The 25,360-nt window shown below is 70.6% G+C and carries 24 protein-coding genes, 1 tRNA gene and 1 pseudogene; 12 read left to right on the forward strand and 14 right to left on the reverse strand.

Annotated features, from left to right (window positions below; translation table 11 throughout):
- Positions 1–346 precede the first annotated feature (346 nt).
- Positions 347–622: a hypothetical protein gene (locus tag AB0D93_RS02535; protein WP_362111595.1), complete on the forward strand. Its 276-nt coding sequence runs from the start codon at positions 347–349 to the stop codon at positions 620–622.
- A gap of 313 nt (positions 623–935) precedes the next feature.
- On the opposite strand, the gene AB0D93_RS02540 is transcribed toward AB0D93_RS02535, so the two are convergent.
- The gene (locus tag AB0D93_RS02540; RefSeq protein WP_362111597.1) at positions 936–1,157 is read right to left on the reverse strand and encodes a hypothetical protein; all 222 of its coding nucleotides are present in this window, start codon (positions 1,155–1,157) and stop codon (positions 936–938) included.
- 619 nt (positions 1,158–1,776) lie between these two features.
- On the opposite strand from AB0D93_RS02540, the gene AB0D93_RS02545 reads away from it, so the two are divergent.
- The gene (locus AB0D93_RS02545; protein WP_362111600.1) at positions 1,777–3,042 is read left to right on the forward strand and encodes an IS701 family transposase; all 1,266 of its coding nucleotides are present in this window, start codon (positions 1,777–1,779) and stop codon (positions 3,040–3,042) included.
- 161 nt (positions 3,043–3,203) lie between these two features.
- Positions 3,204–3,662 (forward strand): annotated as a pseudogene (locus AB0D93_RS02550) (tyrosine-type recombinase/integrase); the annotation flags it as partial.
- Between the two features lie 117 nt (positions 3,663–3,779).
- Here AB0D93_RS02550 and AB0D93_RS02555 read toward each other — a convergent pair.
- The 3 genes from AB0D93_RS02555 to AB0D93_RS02565 all read right to left on the reverse strand — a co-directional run bounded on the left by AB0D93_RS02555 (position 3,780) and on the right by AB0D93_RS02565 (position 5,750).
- Positions 3,780–3,853, reverse strand: a tRNA-Pro gene (locus tag AB0D93_RS02555).
- A 65-nt stretch (positions 3,854–3,918) separates the two neighbouring features.
- A complete protein-coding gene (locus tag AB0D93_RS02560) occupies positions 3,919–4,677 on the reverse strand; it encodes a Pr6Pr family membrane protein (RefSeq protein ID WP_362111603.1) in 759 nt (252 codons plus the stop codon).
- A gap of 146 nt (positions 4,678–4,823) precedes the next feature.
- Entirely contained in the window at positions 4,824–5,750 is a 927-nt protein-coding gene (locus AB0D93_RS02565; protein ID WP_362111606.1) for a metallophosphoesterase, read from the reverse strand.
- A 94-nt stretch (positions 5,751–5,844) separates the two neighbouring features.
- On the opposite strand from AB0D93_RS02565, the gene AB0D93_RS02570 reads away from it, so the two are divergent.
- Positions 5,845–6,312 (forward strand): GatB/YqeY domain-containing protein, encoded by a 468-nt coding sequence (locus AB0D93_RS02570; protein ID WP_356938574.1) that lies wholly within the window; start codon positions 5,845–5,847, stop codon positions 6,310–6,312.
- A gap of 166 nt (positions 6,313–6,478) precedes the next feature.
- On the opposite strand, the gene AB0D93_RS02575 is transcribed toward AB0D93_RS02570, so the two are convergent.
- A complete protein-coding gene (locus tag AB0D93_RS02575; protein WP_362111610.1) occupies positions 6,479–8,800 on the reverse strand; it encodes a transglycosylase domain-containing protein in 2,322 nt (773 codons plus the stop codon).
- Between the two features lie 496 nt (positions 8,801–9,296).
- Here AB0D93_RS02575 and wblA point away from each other — a divergent pair, with 496 nt between their 5' ends.
- Positions 9,297–9,635 carry a transcriptional regulator WblA gene (gene wblA, locus AB0D93_RS02580; protein WP_362111877.1) on the forward strand — a complete coding sequence of 113 codons (339 nt, stop codon included), beginning with the start codon at positions 9,297–9,299 and terminating at the stop codon, positions 9,633–9,635.
- Positions 9,636–10,008: 373 nt separating this feature from the next.
- Here wblA and AB0D93_RS02585 read toward each other — a convergent pair whose 3' ends face one another.
- Both AB0D93_RS02585 and AB0D93_RS02590 read right to left on the reverse strand, forming a co-directional pair.
- The gene (locus AB0D93_RS02585; RefSeq protein WP_362111613.1) at positions 10,009–11,364 is read right to left on the reverse strand and encodes an ArsA family ATPase; all 1,356 of its coding nucleotides are present in this window, start codon (positions 11,362–11,364) and stop codon (positions 10,009–10,011) included.
- Positions 11,361–12,338 carry an ArsA-related P-loop ATPase gene (locus AB0D93_RS02590; protein WP_362111616.1) on the reverse strand — a complete coding sequence of 326 codons (978 nt, stop codon included), beginning with the start codon at positions 12,336–12,338 and terminating at the stop codon, positions 11,361–11,363. The genes AB0D93_RS02585 and AB0D93_RS02590 overlap by 4 nt, the downstream gene beginning before the upstream one ends.
- A gap of 118 nt (positions 12,339–12,456) precedes the next feature.
- Here AB0D93_RS02590 and AB0D93_RS02595 point away from each other — a divergent pair, with 118 nt between their 5' ends.
- The 4 genes from AB0D93_RS02595 to AB0D93_RS02610 all read left to right on the forward strand — a co-directional run bounded on the left by AB0D93_RS02595 (position 12,457) and on the right by AB0D93_RS02610 (position 14,866).
- On the forward strand, positions 12,457–12,618 hold the full coding sequence (locus AB0D93_RS02595) for a DUF4177 domain-containing protein (RefSeq protein WP_003975360.1): 162 nt from the start codon (positions 12,457–12,459) through the stop codon (positions 12,616–12,618).
- On the forward strand, positions 12,615–13,079 hold the full coding sequence (locus tag AB0D93_RS02600) for a RidA family protein (protein ID WP_362111619.1): 465 nt from the start codon (positions 12,615–12,617) through the stop codon (positions 13,077–13,079). Before AB0D93_RS02595 ends, AB0D93_RS02600 begins: the two co-directional genes overlap by 4 nt.
- Positions 13,080–13,145: 66 nt before the next feature.
- Positions 13,146–14,039 carry an NUDIX hydrolase gene (locus tag AB0D93_RS02605; protein ID WP_362111622.1) on the forward strand — a complete coding sequence of 298 codons (894 nt, stop codon included), beginning with the start codon at positions 13,146–13,148 and terminating at the stop codon, positions 14,037–14,039.
- Positions 14,036–14,866, forward strand: a complete 831-nt coding sequence (locus tag AB0D93_RS02610) for an MBL fold metallo-hydrolase (protein ID WP_362111625.1) — start codon at positions 14,036–14,038, stop codon at positions 14,864–14,866. Before AB0D93_RS02605 ends, AB0D93_RS02610 begins: the two co-directional genes overlap by 4 nt.
- Here the strand turns inward: AB0D93_RS02610 and AB0D93_RS02615 are convergent.
- Together AB0D93_RS02615 and AB0D93_RS02620 are read right to left on the reverse strand one after the other, a co-directional pair.
- Positions 14,863–15,708, reverse strand: a complete 846-nt coding sequence (locus AB0D93_RS02615) for a nucleotidyltransferase domain-containing protein (protein ID WP_362111628.1) — start codon at positions 15,706–15,708, stop codon at positions 14,863–14,865. The two genes, AB0D93_RS02610 and AB0D93_RS02615, sit on opposite strands and share 4 nt — an antisense overlap.
- A gap of 135 nt (positions 15,709–15,843) precedes the next feature.
- Positions 15,844–16,518, reverse strand: a complete 675-nt coding sequence (locus AB0D93_RS02620) for a Crp/Fnr family transcriptional regulator (protein WP_030734182.1) — start codon at positions 16,516–16,518, stop codon at positions 15,844–15,846.
- A gap of 276 nt (positions 16,519–16,794) precedes the next feature.
- Here AB0D93_RS02620 and nth point away from each other — a divergent pair, with 276 nt between their 5' ends.
- Genes nth through AB0D93_RS02635 form a run of 3 tightly spaced genes read left to right on the forward strand, consistent with a single transcriptional unit; the run spans position 16,795 to position 19,731 of the window.
- On the forward strand, positions 16,795–17,769 hold the full coding sequence (gene nth, locus AB0D93_RS02625; RefSeq protein ID WP_362111633.1) for an endonuclease III: 975 nt from the start codon (positions 16,795–16,797) through the stop codon (positions 17,767–17,769).
- 54 nt (positions 17,770–17,823) lie between these two features.
- On the forward strand, positions 17,824–18,519 hold the full coding sequence (locus AB0D93_RS02630) for a CoA pyrophosphatase (RefSeq protein WP_362111636.1): 696 nt from the start codon (positions 17,824–17,826) through the stop codon (positions 18,517–18,519).
- A 12-nt stretch (positions 18,520–18,531) separates the two neighbouring features.
- Positions 18,532–19,731 (forward strand): MarP family serine protease, encoded by a 1,200-nt coding sequence (locus AB0D93_RS02635; RefSeq protein ID WP_362111639.1) that lies wholly within the window; start codon positions 18,532–18,534, stop codon positions 19,729–19,731.
- 16 nt (positions 19,732–19,747) lie between these two features.
- On the opposite strand, the gene AB0D93_RS02640 is transcribed toward AB0D93_RS02635, so the two are convergent.
- The 5 genes from AB0D93_RS02640 to acs form a co-directional block, all read right to left on the reverse strand.
- Complete coding sequence (locus AB0D93_RS02640) at positions 19,748–19,927, reverse strand: hypothetical protein (RefSeq protein WP_362111642.1); 180 nt, start codon at positions 19,925–19,927, stop codon at positions 19,748–19,750.
- A gap of 209 nt (positions 19,928–20,136) precedes the next feature.
- Entirely contained in the window at positions 20,137–21,057 is a 921-nt protein-coding gene (locus AB0D93_RS02645; RefSeq protein WP_362111645.1) for an alpha/beta hydrolase, read from the reverse strand.
- Positions 21,054–21,542 carry a phage holin family protein gene (locus tag AB0D93_RS02650; RefSeq protein WP_362111649.1) on the reverse strand — a complete coding sequence of 163 codons (489 nt, stop codon included), beginning with the start codon at positions 21,540–21,542 and terminating at the stop codon, positions 21,054–21,056. Before AB0D93_RS02650 ends, AB0D93_RS02645 begins: the two co-directional genes overlap by 4 nt.
- A gap of 105 nt (positions 21,543–21,647) precedes the next feature.
- The gene (gene nhaA / locus AB0D93_RS02655; protein ID WP_362111880.1) at positions 21,648–23,090 is read right to left on the reverse strand and encodes a Na+/H+ antiporter NhaA; all 1,443 of its coding nucleotides are present in this window, start codon (positions 23,088–23,090) and stop codon (positions 21,648–21,650) included.
- A gap of 204 nt (positions 23,091–23,294) precedes the next feature.
- On the reverse strand, positions 23,295–25,250 hold the full coding sequence (gene acs, locus AB0D93_RS02660; protein ID WP_362111652.1) for an acetate--CoA ligase: 1,956 nt from the start codon (positions 25,248–25,250) through the stop codon (positions 23,295–23,297).
- Positions 25,251–25,360: the final 110 nt, after the last annotated feature.

The raw sequence follows: 25,360 nt of genomic DNA on the forward strand, positions 1-25,360 counted from the left end.
ACCGCGGTGACGGCCCGGCACCCCGCGGGACCGCGCTTCGCACCATCGCGGTTACTCAGCGATGCCGCCCCCCGCGTGCCCAGGACGGGCGGGGAAGAGGATGCGACGCTGGAGTGAGGGGCCCGCGAGTGGAGGTCCGAGTGCGTCTCATCCGGTCCGGGTCCTCTCCTTCGGCCTGGCGACCATGGCCCGGGGCGGCTCGATGGATTCGACGCGGAATCGTGCGTCAGTCGGTGCGCCCGCCGGCTGGGCACCACTCACCGGGCGGCGCCAGGCGGCCTTACCGCGCGGATCCGGCCCGCCGGGACCAGGACCGCGCGACCGACCCGGAAGGCAGGTGCGTCCCATGCGCACGTCGACCCGTATCGCCGGTGCCCTCACCGGCCTGACCCTCACCCTCGGCGGTGCGGTCCTCGCCGCTCCCGCGGCCCGGGCGGACATCCCCGCCTGCACACGGATGGCCGAACTGGCCGGTGCCACCGCCTCCGACGCCGTCACAGCGGCCTGCAGCCGTGGCGTGGTGGGAGACCTGCAGGGTTGCGTGACCGGACTGACCGGGGCCGGAGTGGCGGGCGGCGCCGCGACCGGTGCCTGCCGGGCGGCGGCCCACGAACCGCGTTAGAGGGCGCCGTCGTCTTTGGACTTGCCCGTCCCGAAGGCCGGACGAAGGCGCCTGAGAGGAGCGGGAAGCCGGAGGCGTACCGGAACGCGAGGGTGTGGCGACTCCGCTTGGCCCCCTTCAGCATTGCGGCCGGTGCCCTTGATGGGCCGAACGACGGAGTCGTCCCGGGGGTCGTCGAGAAGCACGGCGGAGCCGACAGGCGGGACTGTGCCCGACGGCTCGGCACAGTCCCTGCGACTCTCCCTGCCACTCTCCCGGCTACGCTCGCGCGGGAACGCCCCGCGGCGCGTGGCTGCGGGGCGCCTTGTGGGGTCTAGTCGATCTTCTCCCCGTCCTTCGTACCGCCCTTGCAGTAGTTGCCCGCCTCATTGATCGCGGGCGTTCCGCCGCCCTGCCTGCACTCGGAGGGGGTCACGTAGGAGGGCGCACCCTGTGCGGTGGCGCTGGCGGCGATGGCGGTGGCGGCGCCTGTGAGGCCGAGTCCGGCGAGGGCTGCCGCGGCGGTGACGGCGGCGAGGATTCGTCGAATGCGCATGTGGTTCCCCTTTCACGGATTGCCTCGTTCGGGGCACTAGTCAGCTTGATCTTCACCCATGTGGGTGGCACGTCATGTTGCGCCATTCGGGTGACAGTGGCGACGGGTGCGGGGTCGGTGACGTGGGGCGTCGGACAGCGTCTCGGCAGAGCGAGCGCACGCCGACTTGCCGGCCTTTCAGGAACGCCGTCACGCGGATGGACACGCAGCAAAGCCAGAGGGCCCTCACCGACTCGGTGAGGGCCCTCTGGCGTGTTACTTGGCTGTCGGGGTGGCGGGATTTGAACCCACGACCTCTTCATCCCGAATAAGGTGCGGGAAGATGGCTGACCAGAATCGTTGGGCATGCACGCAGGTCAGAACCTTGGTATGCCTTGATCGGTGTCGGTACCCTGCGGCCACATTTTCTTGATCCACTCCCCGTTTACTCCCCAAGGACGCCCCTGAGGCACGGTCCACTTAGTACTCCAGCTGTAGATCGTGATCCTGCTGGTCGGGCCAGTGCGGAGACGGGTGCGGCCACCGATGATCATCGTGAGTTGTGTGGACAAGCGACGAGACGGTGGCCGCGGGCCACAGCATAGATCCCGCCCGTTGGCGTGAGGCGTTCGAGGTGGCCATGAGCCGGATCGCGGGCCGGTTCGCCCGGTACGAACCCCGCCTGCGAGCTGGCCGGTTGGTACTGGGCCTGCTGTCGGACCTGCCACGCAAGAACTGCTGGTCGATTGCGGAGTGGGCCGGGGAGGCCAGCCCGCATGGCATGCAGCATCTGCTGTGCCGGGCCGTCTGGGATGCCGATGCCGTCCGCGATGACGTGCGCGAATACGTCGTCGAGCACCTCCACGACGAGGCCGCGGTGCTGGTCGTCGACGAGACCGGCGACCTGAAGAAGGGGACCCACACCGTCGGGGTCCAGCGCCAGTACACCGGCACGGCCGGACGGATCGAGAACTCCCAGGTCGCCGTCTACCTCGTCTACGCCGGCGCCCGGGGACACGCGGCAGTGGACCGCGAGCTGTACATCCCGCGCTCCTGGACGGCCGACCCCGACCGCTGCCGGGCAGCCGGACTCGGCGAGGACACCGCCTTCGCGACCAAGCCAGAACTGGCCCGCACGATGATCGAAAGGTTCCTGGACGCCGGACACCGCGTTGACTGGGTCACCGGTGACGAGGTCTACGGCGGCAACCCAAAACTGCGGGCAGCTCTCGAGGCACGCGGCACCGGCTACGTCCTGGCGGCGGCCTGCTCAGCCGAAGTAACCACCGGTGCAGGCACCTTCCGCGCCGATGCCCTGGTGAAGAAGGTGCCGAAGCGGGCCTGGCAGCAGCTCTCGGCCGGACGCGGCGCGAAGGGAGAGCGGTTCTACGACTGGGCCGTCATCGACCTCGCCGAGCCGGCGTCGGGCCGGCGCCAGCTGCTGATCCGCCGCAACCGCACTACCGGCGAACTCGCCTACTACCGCTGCTACTCACCCGAGCCGGTGCCGCTGACCAATTTGGTGAAGGTCGCCGGATCCAGATGGCGGGTGGAGGAGACCTTCCAGACCGAGAAGGGGCCGGCGGTACTCGATGAGCACCAGGTCCGCCGCTACCCCTCCTGGAGTCGCAGGGTCACCCTCGCGATGCTCGCCCACGCCTTCCTGGCCGTGGTCCGCGCCGATGAACACGCCCGCCAGCCCACCCCCAACGGTCTAATCCCGCTGTCCTGCAACGAGATCCAACGCCTGTTCATCACCCTTGTCATCCAGCCTCTCCACGACGCGGCCCACCGGCTCGGCTGGTCGGACTGGCGGCGCCGCCATCAGCAGCGAGCACGCAGCAGCCACTACCGGCGATCGGCCGATCCCCCGCCGGAGGCACTGTTCTGGCCGGGGCCGCGATAAGTGGTGATCGGCTCATGACCACCGGCCCTATCCACATGTGGGCGCGCCTCGGCGCAGCGCGGGCGGAGCGGGCCGGAGGCAGGAGCGTCGCCCGTAGCGGAGCCGGGGCTTGGTGCAGCAGGAAAAGTCGTATCGCTCTGCAGAGCAAACCATAGTGGCGCGAGACGGCCGCCCACTGGCGCCGTACCGGTTTCGCGACCTGGCTGTTCCATCCGGCCACGACGGGGTGGTACCCGAAGAAGGCCCCGCAGGAGGCGCGCCCCGTGCCCGTCATGGCGCACCCCTGGCCAGGAGTGCCGGCGCGGGGCCGGAATGCCTCGGGCCGTGCCGACGCATGCTGGCTACCGATCGCACGAGGCCTCACTCCGCACGGGCTCCGGCACTCCCACAAGACAGTCATGGAGGAGCTCGGGACCCCGCCCAAACTCATGGACGAACGGATGGGACACGAGGATGGCTCGGTGCAAGCCCGCTACTCGCACATCACGGCGCGGATGAGGAACCGGCTCATGGACGAACTGACCGAGCAGTGGGAAGAAGCGTTGGCGACACGGTCTGCCATGCATCCGCGGTCACCGGTGCGCCCGCTCGATGCGCTGCTGAGAGCCCGCCAAGGGTGACGTTCGGGGAGTCGATTTCCTTGATCCACTCCCCATTCACTCCCCAGGGCTCCTGTGGAACGAGTCAGGGCCGGTTTCCCATGAAGGAAGACCGGCCCTGACCTGGTGTTTCGGCTGTCGGGGTGGCGGGATTTGAACCCACGACCTCTTCGTCCCGAACGAAGCGCGCTGCCAAGCTGCGCTACACCCCGATGTCGCTGCTCTCGCGGCGACGACGTTTACTTTAGCCCACCGGTGGCTGTAGACGAAATCCGGTTTAGACCCGGCGGCGGACCGGGGTCGGGCGGGTGTGGTCCACGGCCACGAGGAGGACGGCCAGGGCGTAGATCGCGAGGCCCAGCAGGAGGGCGTTGGCCAGGGTGCTGCGGTAGCCGTGGGCGGCCACGTCCAGGAAGGGGTAGAGGTAGCGGGTGGGGTCCGTGGGGGCGAGGACGGCCGCTCGGATCAGGTAGAAGGCCAGGTAGGCCAGGGGGCAGAGGAGCCAGGTGACCGTCTGGCGCAGGTGCAGGCGGGCCGCGGGGGTGAGCAGCAGCCAGTCCAGCACGGCCGCCGTGGGCGTCAGGGTGTGCAGGATCTGGAGCGTGGCCCAGGAGCCGTGCCAGCGCTCCGGGATCGTCGTCGCACCGGTCATGGAGAACGGGGGCGTCGTGCGGGCCAGCATCAGGTGGTAGACGAGCGCTGCGATCACGACGTAGAGATGTGTGGCGCCTGTCATGCCGGACGGCAGGGGGCGTCGTGCCCGCCAGGCCCTCGATGCTGACATGAGCATGACGATGGCCAGCAGGGCGGTGGCCTGGATGCCGAAGTAGCTCAGGGTGCGGGCGGGGGTCCCCAGCAGGATCTCCAGGGTCACACCGGCTGCCGCCGCCAGGGCGATCAGGAGGCGCAGGAGCGCGACCACGGGGCGGCGGACCGGGGCCACCACTGCCGTGGCCGGGACCGGGGAGGGCAGCAGCAGGGGCGGGCCCGGGACCGCGGGCAGGTCCGGGATGTCCCTGGGTATCGGGGCGGTCATGCCCTCACGCTAGGAGCGGGGGAGGGACGGGGCCATATGGGTTGGCCCGGGTGGGTTACGCCCGGCTCCTGGGTGGTCACGGCTGACCTCGTTACGCCCGTCCCCCGGGGGATGACGCCCCCTCGGTCACGACCGCCCCGGATCGGTCACGCCCGCCCCACCAACGTAAGCAGCGTCGCCTCCGGTGGGCAGGCGAAGCGGACCGGGGTGTAGCGGTTGGTGCCGCAGCCCGCCGAGACGTGGAGGTAGGAGGTGCGGCCCTCCGCGGTGTGGGTGGACAGGCCCTTCACCCGGTCGGTGTCCAGGTCGCAGTTGGTGACCAGCGCGCCGTAGAAGGGGATGCACAACTGGCCGCCATGGGTGTGGCCGGCCAGGACCAGGGGGTAGCCGTCCGCCGTGAAGGAGTCCAGGACACGCAGGTAGGGGGCGTGGACCACGCCGAGGGAGAAGTCGGACGTGCCGGAGGGGCCGCCTGCCACCTGGGCGTAGCGGTCGCGCTTGATGTGGGGGTCGTCCAGGCCCGTCAGCTCGATCGAGACGCCCTCGACCTTCAGGACACCCCGTGTGTTCGTCAGGTTCAGCCAGCCCGCCTCGTCGAAACCGTCACGCAGGTCCTCCCACGGGTTGTGGACGGCGCCGACCGCCGGCGGATTGCCGTTCAGGCCGTGGCGGCCGCTCGTCTTCTCCAGCAAGTAGCGGGCGGGGTTGCGGAGTTTGGGGCCGTAGTAGTCGTTGGAACCGAAGACGTATGCGCCCGGGAACTCCATCAGGGGGCCCAGGGCGTCCATGACCTCGGGGACGCCCTCGGGGTCCGACAGGTTGTCGCCCGTGTTGATCACGAGGTCGGGGCGCAGGCCCGCCAGCGACCGCAGCCACCGCTGCTTCTTGCGCTGGCCGCTGACCATGTGGATGTCGGAGACCTGGAGCAGGCGCAGCGGGCGCATACCCGGCGGGAGGACCGGGACCGTCACTCGTCGGAGGCGGAAGGAGCGGACCTCGAAGCCCGCCGCGTACGTCAGGCCGGCGACGCCCGCCGCCATGATTCCCAGGGGTACTCCGTATCGCGCGCGCATACTTCCATCGTGTCAGATCCGCGAACACCGACGAGACCGGCCGTCCCCTAAATCAGCGGGCGTCAAGGTCGGCACACCTGAGACAATCGACCGCATGACCACCACGCTCAAGTCGAAGCTGCACGACGACCTCAACGCCGCGATCAAGGAGCGTGACGAGCTCCGCTCCTCGACGCTCCGGCTGACGCTCGCCGCGATCACCAAGGAGGAGGTCGCGGGCAAGGAGAAGCGGGAGCTCTCCGACGACGAGGTCCTCAAGGTGATCACCCGTGAGGCGAAGAAGCGCCGCGAGGCGGCCGATGCCTTCGCACAGGGTGGCCGCGCCGAGCAGGCCGAGCGGGAGAAGGCGGAGGGCGAGGTGCTCGCCGAGTACCTGCCCAAGCAGCTGTCCGACGACGAGCTGAACGCGATCGTCGCCCAGGCCGTGGAAGAGGCGAAGGCGGCCGGTGCCGAGGGTCCGCGGGCCATGGGTGCCGTCATGAAGATCGTGAACCCGAAGGTGGCCGGCCAGGCCGAGGGCGGCCGCGTCGCCGCCGCGGTGAAGAAGCTGCTTCAGGGCTGAACAGGCTGCTGCAGGACTGAAGAACAGGCTGCTTCAGGACTGAACGGGCTGCTTCAAGGCTGGCCCGGGCCGGATGCGGCCAACGCGGGCACAGGTACGGCGGCGGGCCGCACCCCCGACCGAGGGGTGCGGCCCGCCGCCGTACTCACGTCACCGGGACCAGGGCCTAGCCGTGCCAGCCCCCGTTTCCGTTCCCGTTGATTCCGCCGTTCCCCTGCCCCTGGACGAAGTTGCCGGGGAGGGAGATGGTCGGCGTGGGGAAGGCGCCGCCGGTCGCGTCACCCGTGGTGCTGCCCGCCGCCGCTCCCCCGTCCGTCAGTCCGCCGATCAGTCCGCCGATCCCGCCCGGGCCCGCCCCGTTGTTTCCCCCGTTGTTCCCCCCTCGGCCTTTTCCCTGACCATCCCCCTTCTTCTTGTCGTCGGGGATGTTGATCAGGTGGAAGTCCTCCACGGGCTTGCCGCTCAGCGCGCCGGTCATCATGTCGCGCCAGATCGGGCCGGGGACCTGGCCGCCGTAGACCTTCTCGTTGTAGACGCCGCCGATGGTGATGTTGGTCATGTGGCGCTTGTGCGCCGGGTCGCCGACCCAGACCGCGCCCGCCATGTTCGGGGTGTAGCCGTCGAACCAGGCCGCGAAGCGCTCGTCCGTCGTACCCGTCTTGCCCGCGCTGGGGCGGTCGCCGAGGCCGGCCTCCTGGCCCGTACCGTCCTCGACCACGCCCTTCAGGAGCGTGCTGATGGTGTCCGCGGTCTTCTCCGACATCGCGCGCGTGCAGGCCGACTTCGGTACCTGGAGGGACTTCTCCTCGGTGCCGGTCTTCTGCGTGATCGAGTCTATGGCGACCGGGGTGCAGTACATGCCGCGCGAGGCGAAGGTGGCGTACGCGTTCGCCATCGTCAGCGGGGACACCTCCTGGGTGCCGAGCGCGATGGACGGGGCCTGGTCCATGGCGCGGCCGTCCGCGCGCTGCACACCCATCTTCGTCGCCATGTCGGTGACGGGGCAGATGCCGATGTCGCTGATCAGCTGCACGTAGTAGGTGTTGACCGACTTGGCGGTCGCCTCCTTCATGCCCATCGGGCCGTGCTCGGACTCGTTCTCGTTCGTCAGCTTTTCGAGCTTGCGCGGGTCGTTGCGCCAGACCTTGCCGTCACACGCCTGCACCGGGCTCGGATACGTCATCGCGTACGGCGACGAGTACTGCTGCGTCGGGGACTTGCCGCCCTCGACCGCGGCCGCCGCGACGATCGGCTTGAACGTCGAACCGCCCTGGTAGCCCGCGCCGCCGCCCATGTCCGCGTTGACGGAGAGGTTGATCTGCGTCTCGTCCTTGCCGAAGCCGTACGGGCGGGACTGGCCCATGGCGAGGATCTTGCCGGTGCCGGGCTCGACGATCGTCGCGGCGGTCGCCACGGGGTCGGTCTTGTAGACGTGCTTCCTGATGGACGCCTGCACCGATTCCTGCGCCTGCGGGTCGAGCGTCGTACGGATCGTCAGACCGCCCTGGTTCCACAGCTTCGCCCGCTCCTCCTTGGACTTGCCGAAGACCGGGTCGTTCAGGACGACGTCGCGGACGTAGTCGCAGAAGAAGCCGGCCCCCTTGACGGCGGTGATGCAGCCGTTCTTGGGCTGGCTCGGGTGCAGTCCGAGCGGCTGCTCCTTGGCCTGGTCGGCCTCCTGCTGCGAGATGTCGCCGACCTCCGCCATGCGCTGCAGGACGGTGTTGCGGCGCTTGGTGGCCTCCGCCTCGTCGTTGACCGGGTCGTAGCGGCTCGGGGACTGCACGATGCCCGCCAGCAGCGCCGATTCCTGCAGGTTCAGGTCCTTGGCGTGCTTGGAGAAGTAGCGCTGGGCGGCGGCCTCGACGCCGTAGGCCTGCTCGCCGAAGAAGGTGATGTTCAGGTAGTTCTCGAGGATCTTCTTCTTGCCGAGCTTCTCCTCGATCTGGATCGCGTACTTCAGCTCCTTGATCTTGCGGCCAAGGGTCTGCTGGGTGGCCTCGGCGACCTTCGTCGGGTCGTCGCCGGCCTCCTCGATGAAGTAGTTCTTCACCAGCTGCTGCGTGAGCGTGGAGGCGCCCTGGGCGACACCGCCTTCCTGGGCGTTCTTGTTCAGGGCGCGCAGCACGCCCTTGAGGTCGATCGCACCGTGCTGGTAGAAGCGCGAGTCCTCGATCGCGACGATCGCCTTCTGCATGTACGGCGAGATGTCCTTGAGGTCCACCACCGTACGGTCACGCGAGTAGACGGCCGCGATCTGGTTGCCCTGGTTGTCCAGGATCGTCGTGCGCTGACTCAGCTGTGGGCTCTTGAGGTTGGCCGGGATCTCGTCGAAGCTCTTCACCGAGCCCTTGGCCGCGAGGCCCAGTGCACCGGCAGCGGGCAGCGCGATGCCCGCCATCACGGCTCCGGCGAGCACACTGACACCGAGGAACTTGGCGGCCTGTTGCGTCGGCGACAGACCACCGCCCGAGCGCTTCTTTCCCATGAGGGGCAGCCTAATCCGTACCAATGGGCGTTCCGAAAGGGTGACCGCATCACGGCACGGCAACGCAGGGACGCCTACCTTCCCAATCGCCGGACACGCGCGCAGGCCTTGGCCTAAGCTGCTCTCAACTGTCACAGCAGTGCGGTCACGTATCAATACGTCCGGCGACCCCGAATCGTTCCGGGCGTAGCCCGCTTTTTTCGCGCGGGTGCATGACCGGCTTCCGGGGCGGACGTGTCCGAATCCGCCTCATGTGTCACTCGGCGCCCGTTGCGGCGCACCACAGCTGTCCCGGTTTGCCGGGATGGTTGCATATGTCGCCAGCTCACTCCCGCGGGTGATCTGCCGCTTACCCATAGTCCGTTCGGGCCATTCAAGATTGGGCCCGAAGGGGGTGTTGCGCTGTGCCCACCTTCCGTAACGTCCTCAACTGGCGGCGGTGAATATGCCGCTGCCGCCGTGGGGGAGCCTCGATTCGGGAGAGGACGGCGCCGGTATGGGCTGGGTAACCGACTGGAGTGCGCAGGCCGCCTGCCGCACTACCGATCCGGATGAACTGTTCGTTCAGGGAGCAGCGCAGAACAGGGCCAAGGCGGTGTGCACCGGATGTCCGGTACGCACCGAGTGCCTGGCCGATGCGCTGGACAATCGCGTCGAGTTCGGCGTGTGGGGAGGCATGACGGAGCGGGAGCGCCGCGCACTGCTGCGCCGCCGGCCCACCGTGACCTCCTGGCGCAGGCTGCTGGAGACCGCGCGCTCGGAGTACGAGCGCGGCGCGGGCATCGTGCCCCTCGACAGCGATGAGGTGTACGAGCACTACGCGGCCGTGAGCTGAGGGCGTTCCCCCGGTACATTCCCGGGGAAGCCGAGTGGGTGCATGCCCGGGGCACGGCAAGCGACGGGGTGCGGGGAGCGGCGGTCGGGCCTACGCCTGGGGAAGCCACGATCGGCCTCGCGGCCCCGGCTCGCGGAAAGGGCGGGCCTCGCGGCACGCGGTCACGGAGCCACGGCGCCGCTGTGCCCGTGGAAGGCACGCCGTGCGTCTCTCACGCCGTTCGCGCGTGTGCCACCCACGCGCGCGTGCGACGGTCGGCCGCACGTCGGCGTGCGTCGCCTGCGCACGGGCACCCGCCACCTGCTCACGTAGGCGCCGCCCACGCACGTACCGCACGCACATACCGCACGCACGTACTTGGTGCCGGGCCGCGCTACGGCAGCTCCGTACGTCTGCGCTCCTCCGCGCCCGCCGCGAGGAGGGCGCCGATGTCACGCAGGCCCGCGAGGTCGTGGACGTCGCCGGGCAGGGCGGGTACGTCGACCACCGCGACCTCGGGATGACGGGCGGTGAAACGGTCACGCGTGCGCTGCTCGCGCGAGAGCAGCTGCATGCGATCGGCGTGCAGTCGCAGCAGGCCCGCGGTGAGCCGGTCGACGGAGCGTTCCGTGTCGGCGGGGGAGCCTTCCTCGGAAGCGGGGGCGTCGGGTGCGGTCTCGGATGCGGGAGATCGCGAACTGCCGTATGGGTCGGGAGAGTTACGAAGTCCAGCTTTCCCGGCGCCCTGATCCACAATGCGGGAGTCCTCAAGATTTTCGGCGGCGGCGAGCGCCCGCTCCGCCGACAGCCGGCCGGCGCCGCTGCCGTGGACCCGGTTCAGCACCAGTCCCACCAGCGGCATCTTCTCCGCGGCCAGTCGCTCCACGAAGTACGCCGCTTCGCGCAGCGCGTCCCGCTCCGGTGCCGCGACCACCAGGAACGCCGTACCGGGCGCCTGGAGCAGCTTGTACGTGGCGTCCGCGCGCGTACGGAACCCGCCGAAGGTGGTGTCCATCGCGGCCACGAACGTCTGGACGTCCTTGAGCAGTTGACCGCCCAGCAGCTTGCCCAGCGTGCCGGTCATCATCGACATGCCGACGTTGAGGAACGCCATGCCCGCGCGTCCGCCCAGCTTGGCCGGCGCCGTCAGCAGGCGGATGAGCCGGCCGTCGAGGAAGGAGCCCAGCCGCTTGGGCGCGTCCAGGAAGTCCAGCGCGGAGCGGGACGGCGGGGTGTCGACGACGATCAGGTCCCACTCGTCCTTCGCGCGCAGCTGGCCCAGTTTCTCCATCGCCATGTACTCCTGCGTGCCCGCGAAGCCCGCCGAGAGCGACTGGTAGAAGGGGTTGGCCAGGATCGTGGCCGCCCGCTCCGGGTCGGCGTGCGCCTCCACGACCTCGTCGAAGGTGCGCTTCATGTCGAGCATCATGGCGTGCAGCTCGCCGTCGCCGTCGGTGCCCTTGACCCGGCGCGGGACGTTGTCGAGGGAGTCGATGCCCATCGACTGGGCCAGCCGCCTGGCCGGGTCGATGGTCAGCACGACCACCTTGCGGCCCCGCTCGGCCGCCCGGAGGCCGAGGGCCGCCGCGGTCGTCGTCTTGCCGACCCCGCCCGAGCCGCAGCAGACCACGATCCGGGTGTTCGGGTCGTCCAGCAGCGGGTCGACGTCCAGCACGCGCGCGGGGGAGAGGCCGTGGGCCCTCTCCCGCCCCTCGGCCGTCTCGGGCGCCTTGGCCGGGTCCGCACTCATGACAACCCCTGCTTCCGCAGCTCGGTGGCGAGTTCGTACAGGCCCGCCAGGTCCATGCCCTCGGCGAGCAGCGGCAGCTCGCCCAGCGGCAGGTCCAGCTCGCCGAGGACAGCGCGCTGCTCCTGCTCCAGGGCGTACCGCTCGGCGTACTCCGCTGCCTGCGCCAGCAGCGGGTCCACCAGCTTCTCCGCGTTCCCGCCGCGCCGGGCCCCGCCCAGTCCGGCCGCCGAGAGCGCCTGCGCGACCGAAGAACGCCGCACGCCTCGTACGAGTTCCAGGTCGGTCTCGTCCAACACCTGCGGCCGGACCATGTTCACGATGACGCGGCCCACCGGCAGCCTGGCCGCGCGGAGTTCCGCGATGCCGTCGGCCGTCTCCTGGACCGGCATCTCCTCCAGCAGCGTCACCAGGTGCACGGCCGTCTCCGGCGACTTCAGCACCCGCATCACGGCCTGCGCCTGATTGTGTATCGGGCCGATCTTCGCCAGGCCCGCCACCTCGTCGTTCACATTGAGGAACCGGGTGATGCGGCCGGTCGGCGGGGCGTCCATCACGACGTAGTCGTACGCGAACCGGCCGCTCTTGTCCTTGCGGCGCACGGCCTCGCACGCCTTGCCGGTCAGCAGGACGTCCCGGATGCCGGGCGCGATGGTGGTGGCGAAGTCGATCGCGCCGAGCTTCTTCAGGGCCCGGCCCGCGCCACCGAGCTTGTAGAACATCTGGAGGTAGTCCAGAAGGGCCAGTTCGGCGTCTATGGCGAGGGCGTACACCTCGCCTCCGCCGGGGGCGACCGCGATCTTCCGCTCCTCATACGGCAACGCCTCCGTCTCGAAGAGCTGGGCGATGCCCTGCCGGCCCTCGACCTCCACGAGAAGCGTCCGCTTCCCCTCGGTCGCGAGGGCCAGCGCCAGTGCGGCGGCGACCGTCGTCTTTCCGGTCCCGCCCTTGCCGCTGACGACCTGGAGCCTGCTCACGTCTTCGAGACTAACCAGTCCCGTCGACACTCACGCGAGAGGCTGTGGATAACGCAGGTCACGGCCCCCGGGGCCGCAGGTCACCGTACCCGCGGCCGCAGCGGCTACAGTCGGCCCCATGACGAAGTGGGAATACGCAACCGTGCCGCTGCTCGTCCATGCCACGAAGCAGATCCTGGACACCTGGGGCGAGGACGGCTGGGAGCTCGTCCAGGTCGTGCCCGGGCCCAACAACCCCGAGCAGCTCGTGGCCTACCTGAAGCGGGAGAAGCAGGCATGAGCGCGGTCGAGGCCAAGCTGGCCGAACTGGGCCTGACCCTGCCGGAGGTCGTACCGCCGCTGGCCGCGTACCAGCCGGCCGTGCGGTCCGGCGTGTACGTCTACACCGCCGGCCAGCTGCCGATGGTCGAGGGCAAGCTGCCGGTCACCGGCAAGGTGGGCGCCGAGGTCACCCCGGAGGAGGCCAAGGACCTGGCCCGCATCTGCGCGCTGAACGCGCTGGCCGCCGTGAAGTCCGTCACCGGCGACCTGGACCGCATCGCGCGCGTGGTGAAGGTCGTCGGTTTCGTGGCCTCCGCGGCCGACTTCACGGGGCAGCCGGGTGTCGTCAACGGCGCCAGCGAACTGCTCGGCGAGGTCCTCGGCGACAAGGGCGTGCACGCCCGCAGTGCCGTCGGCGTCGCGGTGCTGCCGCTGGACGCGCCGGTGGAGGTCGAGATCCAGGTGGAACTCGCGCAGTAGCCCGCGAACCACCACTGACCTCGGGCACCTCTCGAACATTCGCCCTACACGGGATAGCCTCCGGCCATGGCGAACGGTCAGTGGTACCCCCCGGAGTGGCCGGACCGCATCCGCGCGCTCGCGGACGGCACCCTCACCCCGGTGTCCCCCAGGCGCGCGGCCACGGTCCTGCTCCTGAAGGACACCGAGTCCGGCCCGGTGGTCCACATGCTGCGCAGACGCGCCTCCATGGCCTTCGCCGGAGGCGCGTACGCGTATCCCGGGGGCGGTGTCGACCCGCGCGACGACGACCGTCTGGTGCGCTGGGCGGGCCCCACGCGCGCGTGGTGGGCCGAGCGGCTCGGCGTCGACGAGTCCGGGGCACAGGCGATCGTCTGCGCGGCCGTGCGCGAGACGTACGAGGAGGCGGGCGTCCTGCTCGCCGGGCCGGACCCGGACTCGGTCGTCGGCGACACCACCGGTGCGGACTGGGAGGCCGACCGGGCCGCGCTGGTCGCGCGCGAGCTGTCCTTCGCCGAGTTCCTGCACCGGCGCGGTCTGGTGCTGCGCTCGGACCTGCTGGGTGCCTGGACCCGCTGGATCACCCCGGAGTTCGAGGCACGCCGCTACGACACCTGGTTCTTCGTGGCCGCCCTGCCCGAGGGCCAGCGCACCCGCAACGCCTCCACGGAGGCCGACCGCACGGTGTGGATCCGCCCCGCCGAGGCCGCCGCCGGTTACGACAAGGGCGAGCTGCTGATGATGCCGCCCACCATCGCCACCCTGCGCCAGCTGCTGCCGTACGCCACCGCCGCCGGGGCACTCGCCGCGGCCCCGGAGCGCGACATGACGCCGGTGATGGCGAGCGCCCGTCTCCAGGACGGCGAGATCGTCCTGTCCTGGCCGGGGCACGAGGAGTTCACCAAGCACGTCCCTACGGCTCCGACGACCGCCGAGACCACGGGTGGAGGCCCCGCATGACCGACGCCGGCGCGCTGCCGGGCCAGCCCCGCGGCCAGGTGCTCTCCGGGCCCGCCACCACACGGGCCGTCAACGTCCTCGCGCCCAACGCCTCCGCGATGACCCTGGACGGCACCAACACCTGGATCGTCGCCGAGCCCGACTCCGACCTCGCCGTGGTGATCGATCCGGGCCCGCTGGACGACGGCCATCTGAGCACCGTCGTCGACACCGCCGAGAAGGCCGGCAAGCGCATAGCCCTGACCCTGCTCACCCACGGCCACCCCGACCACGCCGAGGGCGCCGCCCGTTTCGCGGAACTGACCGGCACGCGCGTGCGTGCGCTGGACCCCGCACTGCGCCTGGGCGACGAGGGCCTGGCCGCCGGGGACGTGATCGACGTCGGCGGGCTGGAGCTGAGGGTCGTACCGACCCCGGGGCACACCGCGGACTCGCTGTCCTTCCATCTGCCGGCCGATCGGGCGGTGCTGACCGGCGACACCATCCTCGGGCGCGGTACGACGGTCGTGGCGCATCCTGACGGCCGCCTGGGCGACTACCTGGACTCCCTGCGCCGGCTGCGGTCCCTGACCGTGGACGACGGCGTGCACACCGTCCTGCCGGGCCACGGGCCGGTACTGGAGGACGCCCAGGGCGCCGTCGAGTTCTACCTCGCCCACCGCGCGCACCGGCTCGCCCAGGTGGAGACGGCGGTCGAGGACGGCTACCGCACCCCGGCCCAGGTCGTCGCCCATGTGTACGCCGACGTGGACCGCTCCCTGTGGCCGGCGGCGGAGCTGTCCGTGCGGGCCCAGCTGGACTACCTGAGCGAGCACGGGCTGATCTAGGGCCGTCGAGCGCCTTGTCGATCCTCCGGGCGCGGGGCCTTCACGCCGTGCACGCGCGCGTACTCCTCGGCGAGCCAGGGCCCGAGGTCGTCCACGTACGACCGCAGCACCTCCGGATCGCCGACGGGCTCGCTGCCGTACCGCGCCGCCGTCCGCAGGGGTGCGGCCCGCTCGGGGTAGAAGGCGCCGCACACCTCGGCCATCTCCCGCAGATCGCTGGTCCAGCCGTTCCAGCGGGGCATGACGAGGGTGAAGCCCGTGCGGACCAGGTGCCGGGACATGAAGCGCACGAGCGGCCGACGGGCAGTCTCGGTGTCCTCCGTGCCCGCGATCCGCTCCCGCCAGCGCGGCAGCCGCCGGGCCAGGTCGCCGTTGGTCTCGCGGGCGAGCAGCGAGTCGGGGCGGTAGCGCGGCAGGTGTGCGGCGAGGTCCTCGCCGAGCAGCGGGGTGCACAGGCACGCGACGAACCACCCCAGGTCGTACCGTTCCAGCTCGCTCAGCAGGCGGTCCCGGCCGTACAGCAGCGTGCCGACGCCGTCGATCTGCGGGAATTCCCCGTCGACGGCGGCACCGAGCGCCCGTACGGCGTCCCGGTCGGCGTCGGTCGGCTCGTCCCGCAGCGCGACGAACAGATCCAGGTCGCTGCGCCCCACCAGGGCGGTGCCGCGCGGGATCGACCCGTAGAGGTAGGCGCTGTGCAGGCGCGCTCCGAAGACCTCCGGCAGCCGGTCGCGGGCCGCGGCCACGACCGGGCGGAAGGCGGCGGGCACGTGGGCGAGGGAGCCTTCGCGTGCGATGTGGCCGAAGGGGTCGAGGCCGTGCGGGGCGGGCGGTCGGGGCATGGGGCCACTGTGCCGGGTGCCTGGCGGCCGTGGGGCTCGTTTCCGGCCCGGCTCGCCGTTCCCGGGGAACGGCCGGCAACGACACGGGCCCGGCTCACGAGGAGCAGGGCCCCCAGTCGTACGGCCGCACCGGCGTCAGCGGGACCGCTTCGCCAGCCTCTCCACGTCCAGCAGGATCACGGCACGCGCCTCCAGGCGGAGCCATCCGCGCTGGGCGAAGTCCGCCAGCGCCTTGTTCACGGTCTCGCGCGAGGCGCCGACCAGCTGGGCCAGCTCTTCCTGCGTGAGGTCGTGGACGACGTGGATGCCCTCCTCGGACTGCACGCCGAAGCGGCGCGACAGGTCCAGCAGGGCGCGCGCCACGCGGCCGGGGACGTCGGAGAAGACCAGGTCGGACATGGCGTCGTTGGTCTTGCGCAGGCGGCGGGCGACGGCCCGCAGCAGGGCGCCGGCCACCTCGGGGCGGACGTTCAGCCAGGGCTGGAGGTCGCCGTGGCCGAGACCGAGCAGCTTGACCTCGGTCAGCGCGGTCGCGGTGGCCGTACGGGGGCCCGGGTCGAAGAGCGACAGCTCGCCGATCAGTTCGCCGGGGCCGACGACGGCGAGCATGTTCTCGCGGCCGTCGGGGGAGGTGCGGTGCAGCTTCACCTTGCCCTCGGTGACGACGTACAGCCGGTCGCCCGGGTCGCCCTCGTGGAACAGGGAGTCGCCGCGTGCGAGGGTCACCTCACTCATGGAGGCGCGAAGCTCCGCGGCCTGCTCGTCGTCGAGAGCCGCGAAGAGCGGGTTGCGCCGCAGAACGTCGTCCACTGAGTTCTCTCCTTGTCGACCTGCTCAGGGGATCTTGCTCCCCCGAGTGCCAGGGGACCGTGTTCCCCATTTTGCCGGACGGTCCAAACAGTGTGATCTGTCACAAGGATGCCGCACAGGCCTCCCGAGGTAAGCGTCAGGGGTCCAATCGGGGTCCGATCCCCCGGGTCCGGGGCGGATGTCGGTGCCGGGCTTTAGGGTGGCCGGGTGTCCAAATCGCCGGTGAGAGCACAGGCCAAGGGGGCTTAGCGGGTGGTTGTACGTCGCGATTCCGCTGTGGGCGAACAGAGCTCCGGCGGTAGTAAGAAAACCGGAAAAACGGCAAAAAAGGCCGCCCCGGTCAAGAAGGGGGCCCCGGACAAGAAGGTCACCCCGGCCAAGAAGGTCACCCCGGCCAAGAAGGCCGTGGGGACCGGGAAGGCCGTGGCCGTGAAGAAGGCGGCGCCCGCGAAGAAGGTCGCCGTGCGGCCGCCGAGGGACGAGTCCCGTACCGCCCTGGTCCGCCGGGCCCGCCGCATCAACCGCGAGCTCGCCGAGGTGTATCCGTACGCCCACCCCGAGCTGGACTTCGAGAACCCCTTCCAGCTGCTGGTGGCCACCGTGCTGTCGGCGCAGACCACCGACCTGCGCGTCAACCAGACCACCCCCGCGCTCTTCGCGAGGTACCCCACCCCCGAGGACCTGGCCGCCGCCAACCCGGAGGAGGTCGAGGAGATCCTGCGCCCCTGCGGGTTCTTCCGGGCCAAGACCAAGTCGGTCATAGGGCTCTCCAAGGCCCTGACCGAGGACTTCGGCGGCGAGGTGCCGGGGAGGCTGGAGGACCTGGTCAAGCTGCCGGGCGTCGGCCGCAAGACCGCCTTCGTCGTGCTCGGCAACGCCTTCGGACGGCCCGGGATCACCGTGGACACGCATTTCCAGCGGCTGGTACGGCGCTGGCAGTGGACGGACGAGACCGACCCGGACAAGATCGAGGCCGCCGTCGGCGCGTTGTTCCCGAAGAGCGAGTGGACCGACCTGTCCCACCACGTGATCTGGCACGGCCGCCGGATCTGCCACGCCCGCAAGCCCGCCTGCGGCGCCTGCCCCGTCGCCCCGCTCTGCCCGGCCTACGGCGAGGGCGAGACCGATCCGGAGAAGGCGAGGAAGCTCCTGAAGTACGAGAAGGGCGGCTTCCCCGGCCAGCGGCTCAAGCCGCCGCAGGCCTACCTGGACGCGGGCGGCAGGCCGGCCCCGCCACTGGGGGCCGCGTGACGGAACGATCTCGGGGTCCCCGGGCGTTGGACAGGCAGAGCGACGGGGGTGGCGATGGCGAGGACCAGTGAGACGCGGGACGGCGCGGTGACGCTGAGCAAGGAGGGCTTGCCCGGGTGGCTGGCGCCCGTGGTGCGGGCCGCCGAGACGGTCGAGCCGCTCCAGCTCAGCCGCTTCCTGCCGCCGGAGAACGGCTCGGGCCGCAAGTCGGCCGTGCTGATCCTGTTCGGCGAGGGCGAGCGCGGCCCGGAGCTGCTGCTGATGGAGCGCGCGGGCTCCCTGCGCTCGCACGCCGGGCAGCCGTCCTTCCCGGGCGGCGCGCTCGATCCCGAGGACGGCGACCCGCACACCGACGGCCCGCTCAGGGCCGCGCTGCGCGAGGCCGAGGAGGAGACCGGCCTGGATCCCGCCGGGGTCCAGCTCTTCGGCGTGCTGCCCGCGCTGTACATCCCGGTCAGCGGTTTCGTGGTCACGCCCGTGCTCGGCTGGTGGCGCGAGCCCAGCCCCGTCGGCGTCGTCGATCCGAACGAGACGGCCCGGGTCTTCACGGTCCCCGTGGCGGATCTCACGGACCCCGCCAACCGCGCCACCACCGTCCACCCCAGCGGTCACCGAGGCCCGGCATTCCTGGTCGAATCGGCCCTGGTGTGGGGCTTCACAGCCGGAGTGATCGACCGTCTGCTGCATTTCGCGGGCTGGGAGCGCCCTTGGGACAGAGAGAAGCAGGTCCCACTCGACTGGCGGTCATGACAGGGTGATCCCGTGAACGTGCTGGACATCCTGTTGCTGGTCGCGGCCGTGTGGTTCGCGGTCGTGGGTTACCGCCAGGGCTTCGTCGTCGGCATCCTGTCGGTGATCGGGTTCCTGGGCGGCGGCCTCGTCGCCGTGTACGCACTGCCCGTCATCTGGGACGCCGTGACCGACAAGGCGGACGTCGGCACCACCGCCGCCGTGGTCGCCGTGGTCGTCGTCATCGTCTGCGCCTCCGTCGGCCAGGCCCTGACCACCCACCTGGGCAGCAAGCTGCGCCGGCACATCACCTGGTCCCCGGCCCGTGCCCTGGACGCCACCGGCGGCGCGCTGGTCAACGTCGTGGCCATGCTGCTGGTGGCCTGGCTGATCGGCTCCGCCCTGGCCGGTACCACCCTGCCGACGCTCGGCAAGGAGGTCCGCGGCTCCAAGGTGCTCCTCGGGGTCTCCCGGGCGCTGCCCGCACAGGCCGACACCTGGTTCGCGGACTTCTCCTCCGTCCTCGCGCAGAACGGCTTCCCGCAGGTCTTCAGCCCCTTCGCCAACGAGCCGATCAAGGACGTCCAGCCGCCCGACCCGGCCCTCGCGAACAGCCCGGTCGCCGTGCGCGCCCAGAACTCCATCGTCAAGGTCACCGGCACCGCCCAGAGCTGCGGCAAGGTCCTGGAGGGCAGTGGTTTCGTCTTCTCCGACCGCCGGGTCATGACCAACGCGCACGTGGTGGGCGGGGTCGACGAGCCCACCGTGCAGATAGGCGGAGAGGGCCGCAAGTACGAGGCGAAGGTCGTCCTGTACGACTGGAAGCGCGACATCGCCGTGCTCGACGTACCGGACCTGAAGGCGAAGTCCTTGCGGTTCTCCGCCCACGAGGCGACCGGTGGTGACGGCGCGATCGTCGCGGGCTTCCCGGAGAACGGCTCGTACGACGTGCGCGCCGCTCGCGTGCGCGGGCGCATCTCGGCCAACGGCCCGGACATCTACCACCGCGGCACCGTCCGCCGCGACGTGTACTCGCTGTACACGATCGTCCGCCAGGGCAACTCCGGCGGCCCGCTGCTCACTCCCGACGGCCGGGTCTACGGCGTGGTGTTCGCCAAGTCCCTCGACGACTCCGAGACCGGTTACGCCCTCACGACGGACGAGATCCGGGCCGACATCGATCAGGGGCGTACGGCGAACCAGCAGGTGGGTACGGACAGCTGCGCCCTGTGACCCCGCGCAGGGAGGTTCAGCCGCGTGGGTGACGCAGACGCATCGAGACCCAGCGGGCCCGGCGGCGCAGGATGCGCGGGATCCCCACGCGGAGGTCCCCTTCCGCGAGTTGCGGGGTGCCTCGCTGAGGCGTGCTCACACCGGCGGTCGACCGGCGGTTGCGGGGTGCGTCACTGTAGTCGTGCGTCCAGCCCATACCCCGACGTCTGCCCCTGCCCGAAGGTCGATAACCGCCTGAGCGCCGCTCAATTGGCCTATGCGGCAGGCATGTGGCCGTTCGACGGACAACTGTCCAGGAATCGGATACTCCACGCATCGAACCGTCACCGCACGGTCACCGGCGTACGTCACCGGTACGGGTGAAGAGTACCGGCGACGGGTGTACGGCACGGCGGCCCGTGTACGTCACCGGTCCGGCTCGGGATCCTTCAGCCAGTTGACCAGCTCGGTGGAGAACGCGGCCGGGTCCTCCTCGTGCGGGAAGTGGCCGAGGCCGTCGAACAGGCGCCAGCGGTACGGCGCTTCGACGTACTCGCCCGAACCGGCGGCGCTGCGCGTGCGCGTCACCGGGTCCAGCGAGCCGTGCAGATGCAGCGTGGGCACCCGCACCGGCCGCTTCATCCGGCGGTTGAACTGGATGCCGTCCGGGCGGGCGAGCGACCGCACCAGCCAGCGGTACGGCTCGACCGAGCAGTGCGCGGTCGACGGGATGCACATGGCCCGCTGGTACGTCTGCACCGCCTCGTCCTCCGGCGGCTGCGGCCCCGACCAGTCCCGGATCAGCCGGCCCACCAGCGCACCGCCGTCCGCGGTGAGTTGACGCTCCGGGATCCACGGCCGCTGGAAGCCCCAGATGTAGGAGTTGGCGGCCGTCTGCCGGGCGTCCCGCAGCATCGCCGCGCGCCAGCGCCGCGGATGCGGCATCGACACCACGGCGAGGCGCCGGACGAGCTTGGGCCGCATCGCCGCCGCCGTCCACGCCAGGTAGCCGCCCAGGTCGTGGCCGACCACCGCCGCGTCCGGCTCGCCGAGCGAGCGGATCACACCGGTGACGTCGAGCGCGAGGTTGGCGGGGTCGTACCCGCGGGGTGTGCGGTCGCTGCCGCCGACGCCCCGCAGGTCCATCGCCACCGCCCGGTATCCCGCGTCCGCGAGCGCCACCAGCTGGTGCCGCCAGGTCCACCAGAACTGCGGGAAGCCGTGCAGCAGCAGCACCAGGGGGCCGTCGCCGAGCTCGGCGATGTGGAAGCGCGCGCCGTTCGCGGCGACGTCCCTGTGTGTCCAGGGACCGTCCAGCCGCACGGCCGAAGGGGCGGGATCCGTCATGACTGTGAGCGTGCCACAGCCTCGATGGCCGCGGGGGTGCGGTCCCCGGGCAGCTCCCCGCGCGGATGCGGCTTGGCGTTCTGCAGGACGCCCGCCGTCTCCTTCATCGAGGCGGCCACCTTCTGCGGGCCCTGGCCCTTCTTGGCCTTCTTCGCGAAGACCGTGCCGATCAGCGCGAGGAGGCCGGCGACGACCACGTTCGCCGCGAAGGACAGCAGGAAGCAGACGGCCATGTTCCAGCCGCTCCACGTCCTGATGCCGTACGCCAGGGCGAAGTTGAGCATCGGGAGCGAGAAGACCAGCAGGACCCCCGCCGCCGAGAAGGCGCCGCCGCTGACCGCGCCGCGCTTCACATCCTGCTTCAGCTGGGCCTTGGCCAGGGCGATCTCGTCGTGCACCAGCGCCGACAATTCGGTCGTCGCCGAGGCGAACAGCTGGCCGATGCTGCGTTCGGCGCCGACCGGGCTGCCGTCGGGTGCGCTCATCGCGTTCTCCCTCAGAGGTCTCTCGTGCCGTGGGCGCGCCGTACCGTCATACGCGGTCGGCGGGCCCGCTCGTGTGGCCGTCTTGTTTTGTACCGTCTCGTCAGATCATGCCGGACGCTCGTCCTCCTCGCCTGCCCCGCCCGGTACTTCCTGAAGCCCGTGGCGTGCCGCGGCCGCCCGCTCGGCGGCGATCCGCCGGTGTTCGGCGGCCTTGCGCTCGTGGATCGCGGCCATGCGCAGGTGATAGGCGGGGTCGTCCTGCTCGTAGACGTCCGGGATGCCGTCGCGGTCCTCGTCCCGGTTCTCCTCCTCGTACAGCCTGCGGTATTCGGCGTTGCGTATCTTCAGCAGCACCGTGGCGGCGAGCGCCGCGATGAGCGATCCGGTGAGCACGGCCGCCTTGACCTCGTCGGTGAGGACGGCGTCGCCGGCGAAGGCCAGTTCACCGATGAGAAGGGAGACGGTGAAGCCGATGCCGGCGAGGGAGGCCACCGCGAACACGTCGGCCCAGGCGAGGTCCTCGCTGAGGGAGGCGCGGGTGAAGCGGACGGTCAGCCAGGTGCCGCCGAAGATGCCGATCGTCTTGCCGATGACGAGACCGAGCACCACACCGAGTGTCTCCGGCCTGGTGAACACGTCCCCGAGCGCTCCGCCGGAGACCGTCACCCCAGCGCTGAACAGCGCGAACATCGGTACGGCGAGCCCGGCGGACAAAGGCCGCACCAGATGCTCGATGTGCTCGCCGGGCGAGTGCTGCTCACCCTCGCGGGTGGTGCAGCGCAGCATGAGGCCCATCGCCACGCCGGCGATGGTGGAGTGCACGCCGCTGTTGTACATCAGCGCCCAGATCACCACGGCGAGTGGCACGTACACGTACCAGCCGCGCACGCCCTTGCGCAGCAGCAGCCAGAAGACCGCCAGCCCGGCGGCTGCCCCGCCGAGCGCGGCGAAGTTCAGCCGGTCGGTGAAGAAGACCGCGATGATCAGGATCGCGAAGAGGTCGTCGACGACCGCGAGGGTGAGCAGGAAGGCGCGCAGCGAGCTGGGCAGGGAGGTGCCGATGACGGCGAGGACGGCGAGCGCGAAGGCGATGTCGGTGGCGGTGGGCACGGCCCAGCCCTGCGTGGAGCCGTGACCGGTGAGATTGGTGAGGGTGTAGACGAGCGCCGGTACGGCCATGCCGCACAGCGCGGCCACCACGGGCAGCACGGCGGCCCTGGGATCGCGCAGGTCTCCCGCGACCAGCTCCCGCTTGAGCTCGATGCCGGCGACGAAGAAGAACACGGCGAGGAGGCCGTCGGCGGCCCAGTGGGCGACGGAGAGGCGCAGGCCGAGCGCGCCGGGGCCGAAGTGGAAGTGGCTGACGGACTCGTAGCTGTGGTGGAGGGCGGGGATGTTCGCCCAGAGCAGCGCCGCCACGGCGGCGAGGAGCAGCAGGACGCCGCCGACGGTCTCGGTGCGCAGCGCGTCCGCGACGAAGGCACGCTCGGGCAGGGAGAGACGTCCGAGTGCCTTGCGGGTTGCTTTCCGGGTGCGGGGCGCGGCCACGGGGACCTCCGGGAGATAGACAGGACGGCTCACCTCGCCGACCAGACTTCCCGGCACACCCTTGTCGCGTTCTCGACGCTTTACTTACCTTACCTAAGGTTGCCTGCTCCTCAAAGGGTGCGGTCCGGGACCGGTGATCCTCACGCTAGACGCAGAGGGGGCACCTGGCCCGTCGGCCAGGTGCCCCCCGCAAAGCGGTGCCGCTCAGTCCTCGCTGGGCGCGGCGGGCAGCTTGGTCTGGATGAGGTCCATGACCGTGGAGTCCGTCAGCGTGGTGACGTCACCGAGCTGGCGGTTCTCGGCCACGTCGCGCAGCAGGCGGCGCATGATCTTGCCGGAGCGGGTCTTGGGCAGCTCCGCCACCGGCAGGATCCGCTTGGGCTTGGCGATCGGGCCGAGCGTGGCGCCGACGTGGTCGCGCAGCTCGCCGACCAGCGCCTCGGTCTCGGCGGCCGTACCGCGCAGGATGACGAACGCGACGATCGCCTGACCGGTGGTCTCGTCGGCGGCACCGACGACGGCCGCCTCGGCGACGGACGGGTGGGAGACGAGCGCCGACTCGACCTCGGTGGTGGAGATGTTGTGCCCGGAGACGAGCATCACGTCGTCCACCCGGCCCAGCAGCCAGATGTCGCCGTCGTCGTCCTTCTTCGCGCCGTCGCCGGCGAAGTACTTGCCCTCGAAGCGGGACCAGTAGGTGTCGATGAACCGCTGGTCGTCGCCCCAGATGGTGCGCAGCATCGACGGCCACGGCTCGGTGAGGACGAGGTAGCCACCTCCGCCGTTGGGCACCTCGTTCGCCTCGTCGTCGACGACGGTCGCGCTGATGCCGGGCAGCGGGGTCTGCGCGGAACCGGGCTTGGCGGCGGTGACGCCGGGCAGCGGCGAGATCATCATCGCGCCGGTCTCGGTCTGCCACCAGGTGTCCACGACGGGCGTCTTGTCCGCGCCGATGTTCTTGCGGTACCAGATCCACGCCTCGGGGTTGATGGGCTCGCCCACCGAGCCGAGGACGCGCAGGGAGGACAGGTCGAACTTGGCGGGGATGTCGTCGCCCCACTTCATGAAGGTCCGGATCGCCGTCGGCGCGGTGTAGAGGATCGTGACCTTGTACTTCTGCACGATCTCCCAGAACCGGCCCTGGTGCGGGGTGTCCGGGGTGCCCTCGTACATGACCTGGGTCGCGCCGTTGGCCAGCGGGCCGTAGACGATGTACGAGTGCCCGGTGACCCAGCCGACGTCGGCCGTGCACCAGTACACGTCCGTCTCCGGCTTGAGGTCGAAGACCGCCCAGTGTGTGTAGGCCGTCTGCGTGAGGTAGCCACCGGAGGTGTGCAGGATGCCCTTCGGCTTCCCCGTGGTGCCGGAGGTGTAGAGGATGAACAGCGGGTGCTCCGCCTCGAACGCCTCCGGGGTGTGCTCGGCGGACTGGCGGCCTGTCAGCTCGTGCCACCACACGTCCCGCTCGTCGTCCCAGGCCACGTCCTGCCCGGTACGGCGCACCACCAGCACGTGCTCGACGTTGTCGACCTTGGCGATCGCCTCGTCCACGGCCGGCTTCAGCGCGGACGGCTTGCCGCGCCGGTAGCCGCCGTCGGCGGTGATGACCACCTTGGCGTCCGCGTCCTGGATGCGGGTCGCCAGCGCGTCCGCCGAGAAGCCGCCGAAGACCACCGAGTGCGCGGCGCCGATCCGGGCCGAGGCCAGCATCGCGATCGCGGTCTCCGGGATCATCGGCATGTAGATCGCGACCCGGTCGCCCTTGCGGACACCCAGGTCCAGCAGGGCGTTGGCCGCCTTGGAGACCTCGTCCTTCAACTCGGCATAGGTGATCGAGCGGCTGTCGCCGGGCTCACCCTCGAAGTGGATGGCGACACGGTCCCCGTGCCCGGCCTCCACATGCCGGTCCACGCAGTTGTACGCGACGTTCAACTCGCCGTCCTTGAACCACTTGGCGAACGGCGGGTTCGACCAGTCCAGCGTCTCGGTCGGTTCCTTGGCCCAGGTCAGGCGGCGGGCCTGCTCGGCCCAGAAGCCGAGCCTGTCAGCCTTGGCCTCTGCGTACGCCTCCGCCGTGACGTTGGCGTGCGCGGCCAGGTCGGCGGGGGGCGCGAACCTGCGTTCTTCCTTGAGCAGGTTGGCCAGGCTCTCGTTGCTCACGACATCTCCCTTTCGAAGGGTGTCCGTTGTGTCCCAGGCCACAGCTCATCAGACGCGGGGGCCCGATGACAAGGGCGGTCGGTAAAATTGGTTTAGACCTGTCCGGAACC

The sequence above is a fragment of the Streptomyces sp. NPDC048191 genome (assembly GCF_040652655.1).
GTDB lineage: Bacteria > Actinomycetota > Actinomycetes > Streptomycetales > Streptomycetaceae > Streptomyces.

Excerpts from the sequence above, each read along its gene's own strand:
- AB0D93_RS02535 (WP_362111595.1), top strand. The coding sequence starts at position 347 with ATGCGCACGTCGACCCGTATCGCCGGTGCCCTCACCGGCCTGACCCTC.
- AB0D93_RS02540 (WP_362111597.1), bottom strand. The coding sequence starts at position 1,157 with ATGCGCATTCGACGAATCCTCGCCGCCGTCACCGCCGCGGCAGCCCTC.
- AB0D93_RS02545 (WP_362111600.1), top strand. The coding sequence starts at position 1,777 with ATGAGCCGGATCGCGGGCCGGTTCGCCCGGTACGAACCCCGCCTGCGA.
- AB0D93_RS02560 (WP_362111603.1), bottom strand. The coding sequence starts at position 4,677 with ATGACCGCCCCGATACCCAGGGACATCCCGGACCTGCCCGCGGTCCCG.
- AB0D93_RS02565 (WP_362111606.1), bottom strand. The coding sequence starts at position 5,750 with ATGCGCGCGCGATACGGAGTACCCCTGGGAATCATGGCGGCGGGCGTC.
- AB0D93_RS02570 (WP_356938574.1), top strand. The coding sequence starts at position 5,845 with ATGACCACCACGCTCAAGTCGAAGCTGCACGACGACCTCAACGCCGCG.
- AB0D93_RS02575 (WP_362111610.1), bottom strand. The coding sequence starts at position 8,800 with ATGGGAAAGAAGCGCTCGGGCGGTGGTCTGTCGCCGACGCAACAGGCC.
- wblA (WP_362111877.1), top strand. The coding sequence starts at position 9,297 with ATGGGCTGGGTAACCGACTGGAGTGCGCAGGCCGCCTGCCGCACTACC.
- AB0D93_RS02585 (WP_362111613.1), bottom strand. The coding sequence starts at position 11,364 with ATGAGTGCGGACCCGGCCAAGGCGCCCGAGACGGCCGAGGGGCGGGAG.
- AB0D93_RS02595 (WP_003975360.1), top strand. The coding sequence starts at position 12,457 with ATGACGAAGTGGGAATACGCAACCGTGCCGCTGCTCGTCCATGCCACG.
- AB0D93_RS02600 (WP_362111619.1), top strand. The coding sequence starts at position 12,615 with ATGAGCGCGGTCGAGGCCAAGCTGGCCGAACTGGGCCTGACCCTGCCG.
- AB0D93_RS02605 (WP_362111622.1), top strand. The coding sequence starts at position 13,146 with ATGGCGAACGGTCAGTGGTACCCCCCGGAGTGGCCGGACCGCATCCGC.
- AB0D93_RS02610 (WP_362111625.1), top strand. The coding sequence starts at position 14,036 with ATGACCGACGCCGGCGCGCTGCCGGGCCAGCCCCGCGGCCAGGTGCTC.
- AB0D93_RS02615 (WP_362111628.1), bottom strand. The coding sequence starts at position 15,708 with ATGCCCCGACCGCCCGCCCCGCACGGCCTCGACCCCTTCGGCCACATC.
- AB0D93_RS02630 (WP_362111636.1), top strand. The coding sequence starts at position 17,824 with ATGGCGAGGACCAGTGAGACGCGGGACGGCGCGGTGACGCTGAGCAAG.
- AB0D93_RS02640 (WP_362111642.1), bottom strand. The coding sequence starts at position 19,927 with ATGGGCTGGACGCACGACTACAGTGACGCACCCCGCAACCGCCGGTCG.
- AB0D93_RS02645 (WP_362111645.1), bottom strand. The coding sequence starts at position 21,057 with ATGACGGATCCCGCCCCTTCGGCCGTGCGGCTGGACGGTCCCTGGACA.
- AB0D93_RS02650 (WP_362111649.1), bottom strand. The coding sequence starts at position 21,542 with ATGAGCGCACCCGACGGCAGCCCGGTCGGCGCCGAACGCAGCATCGGC.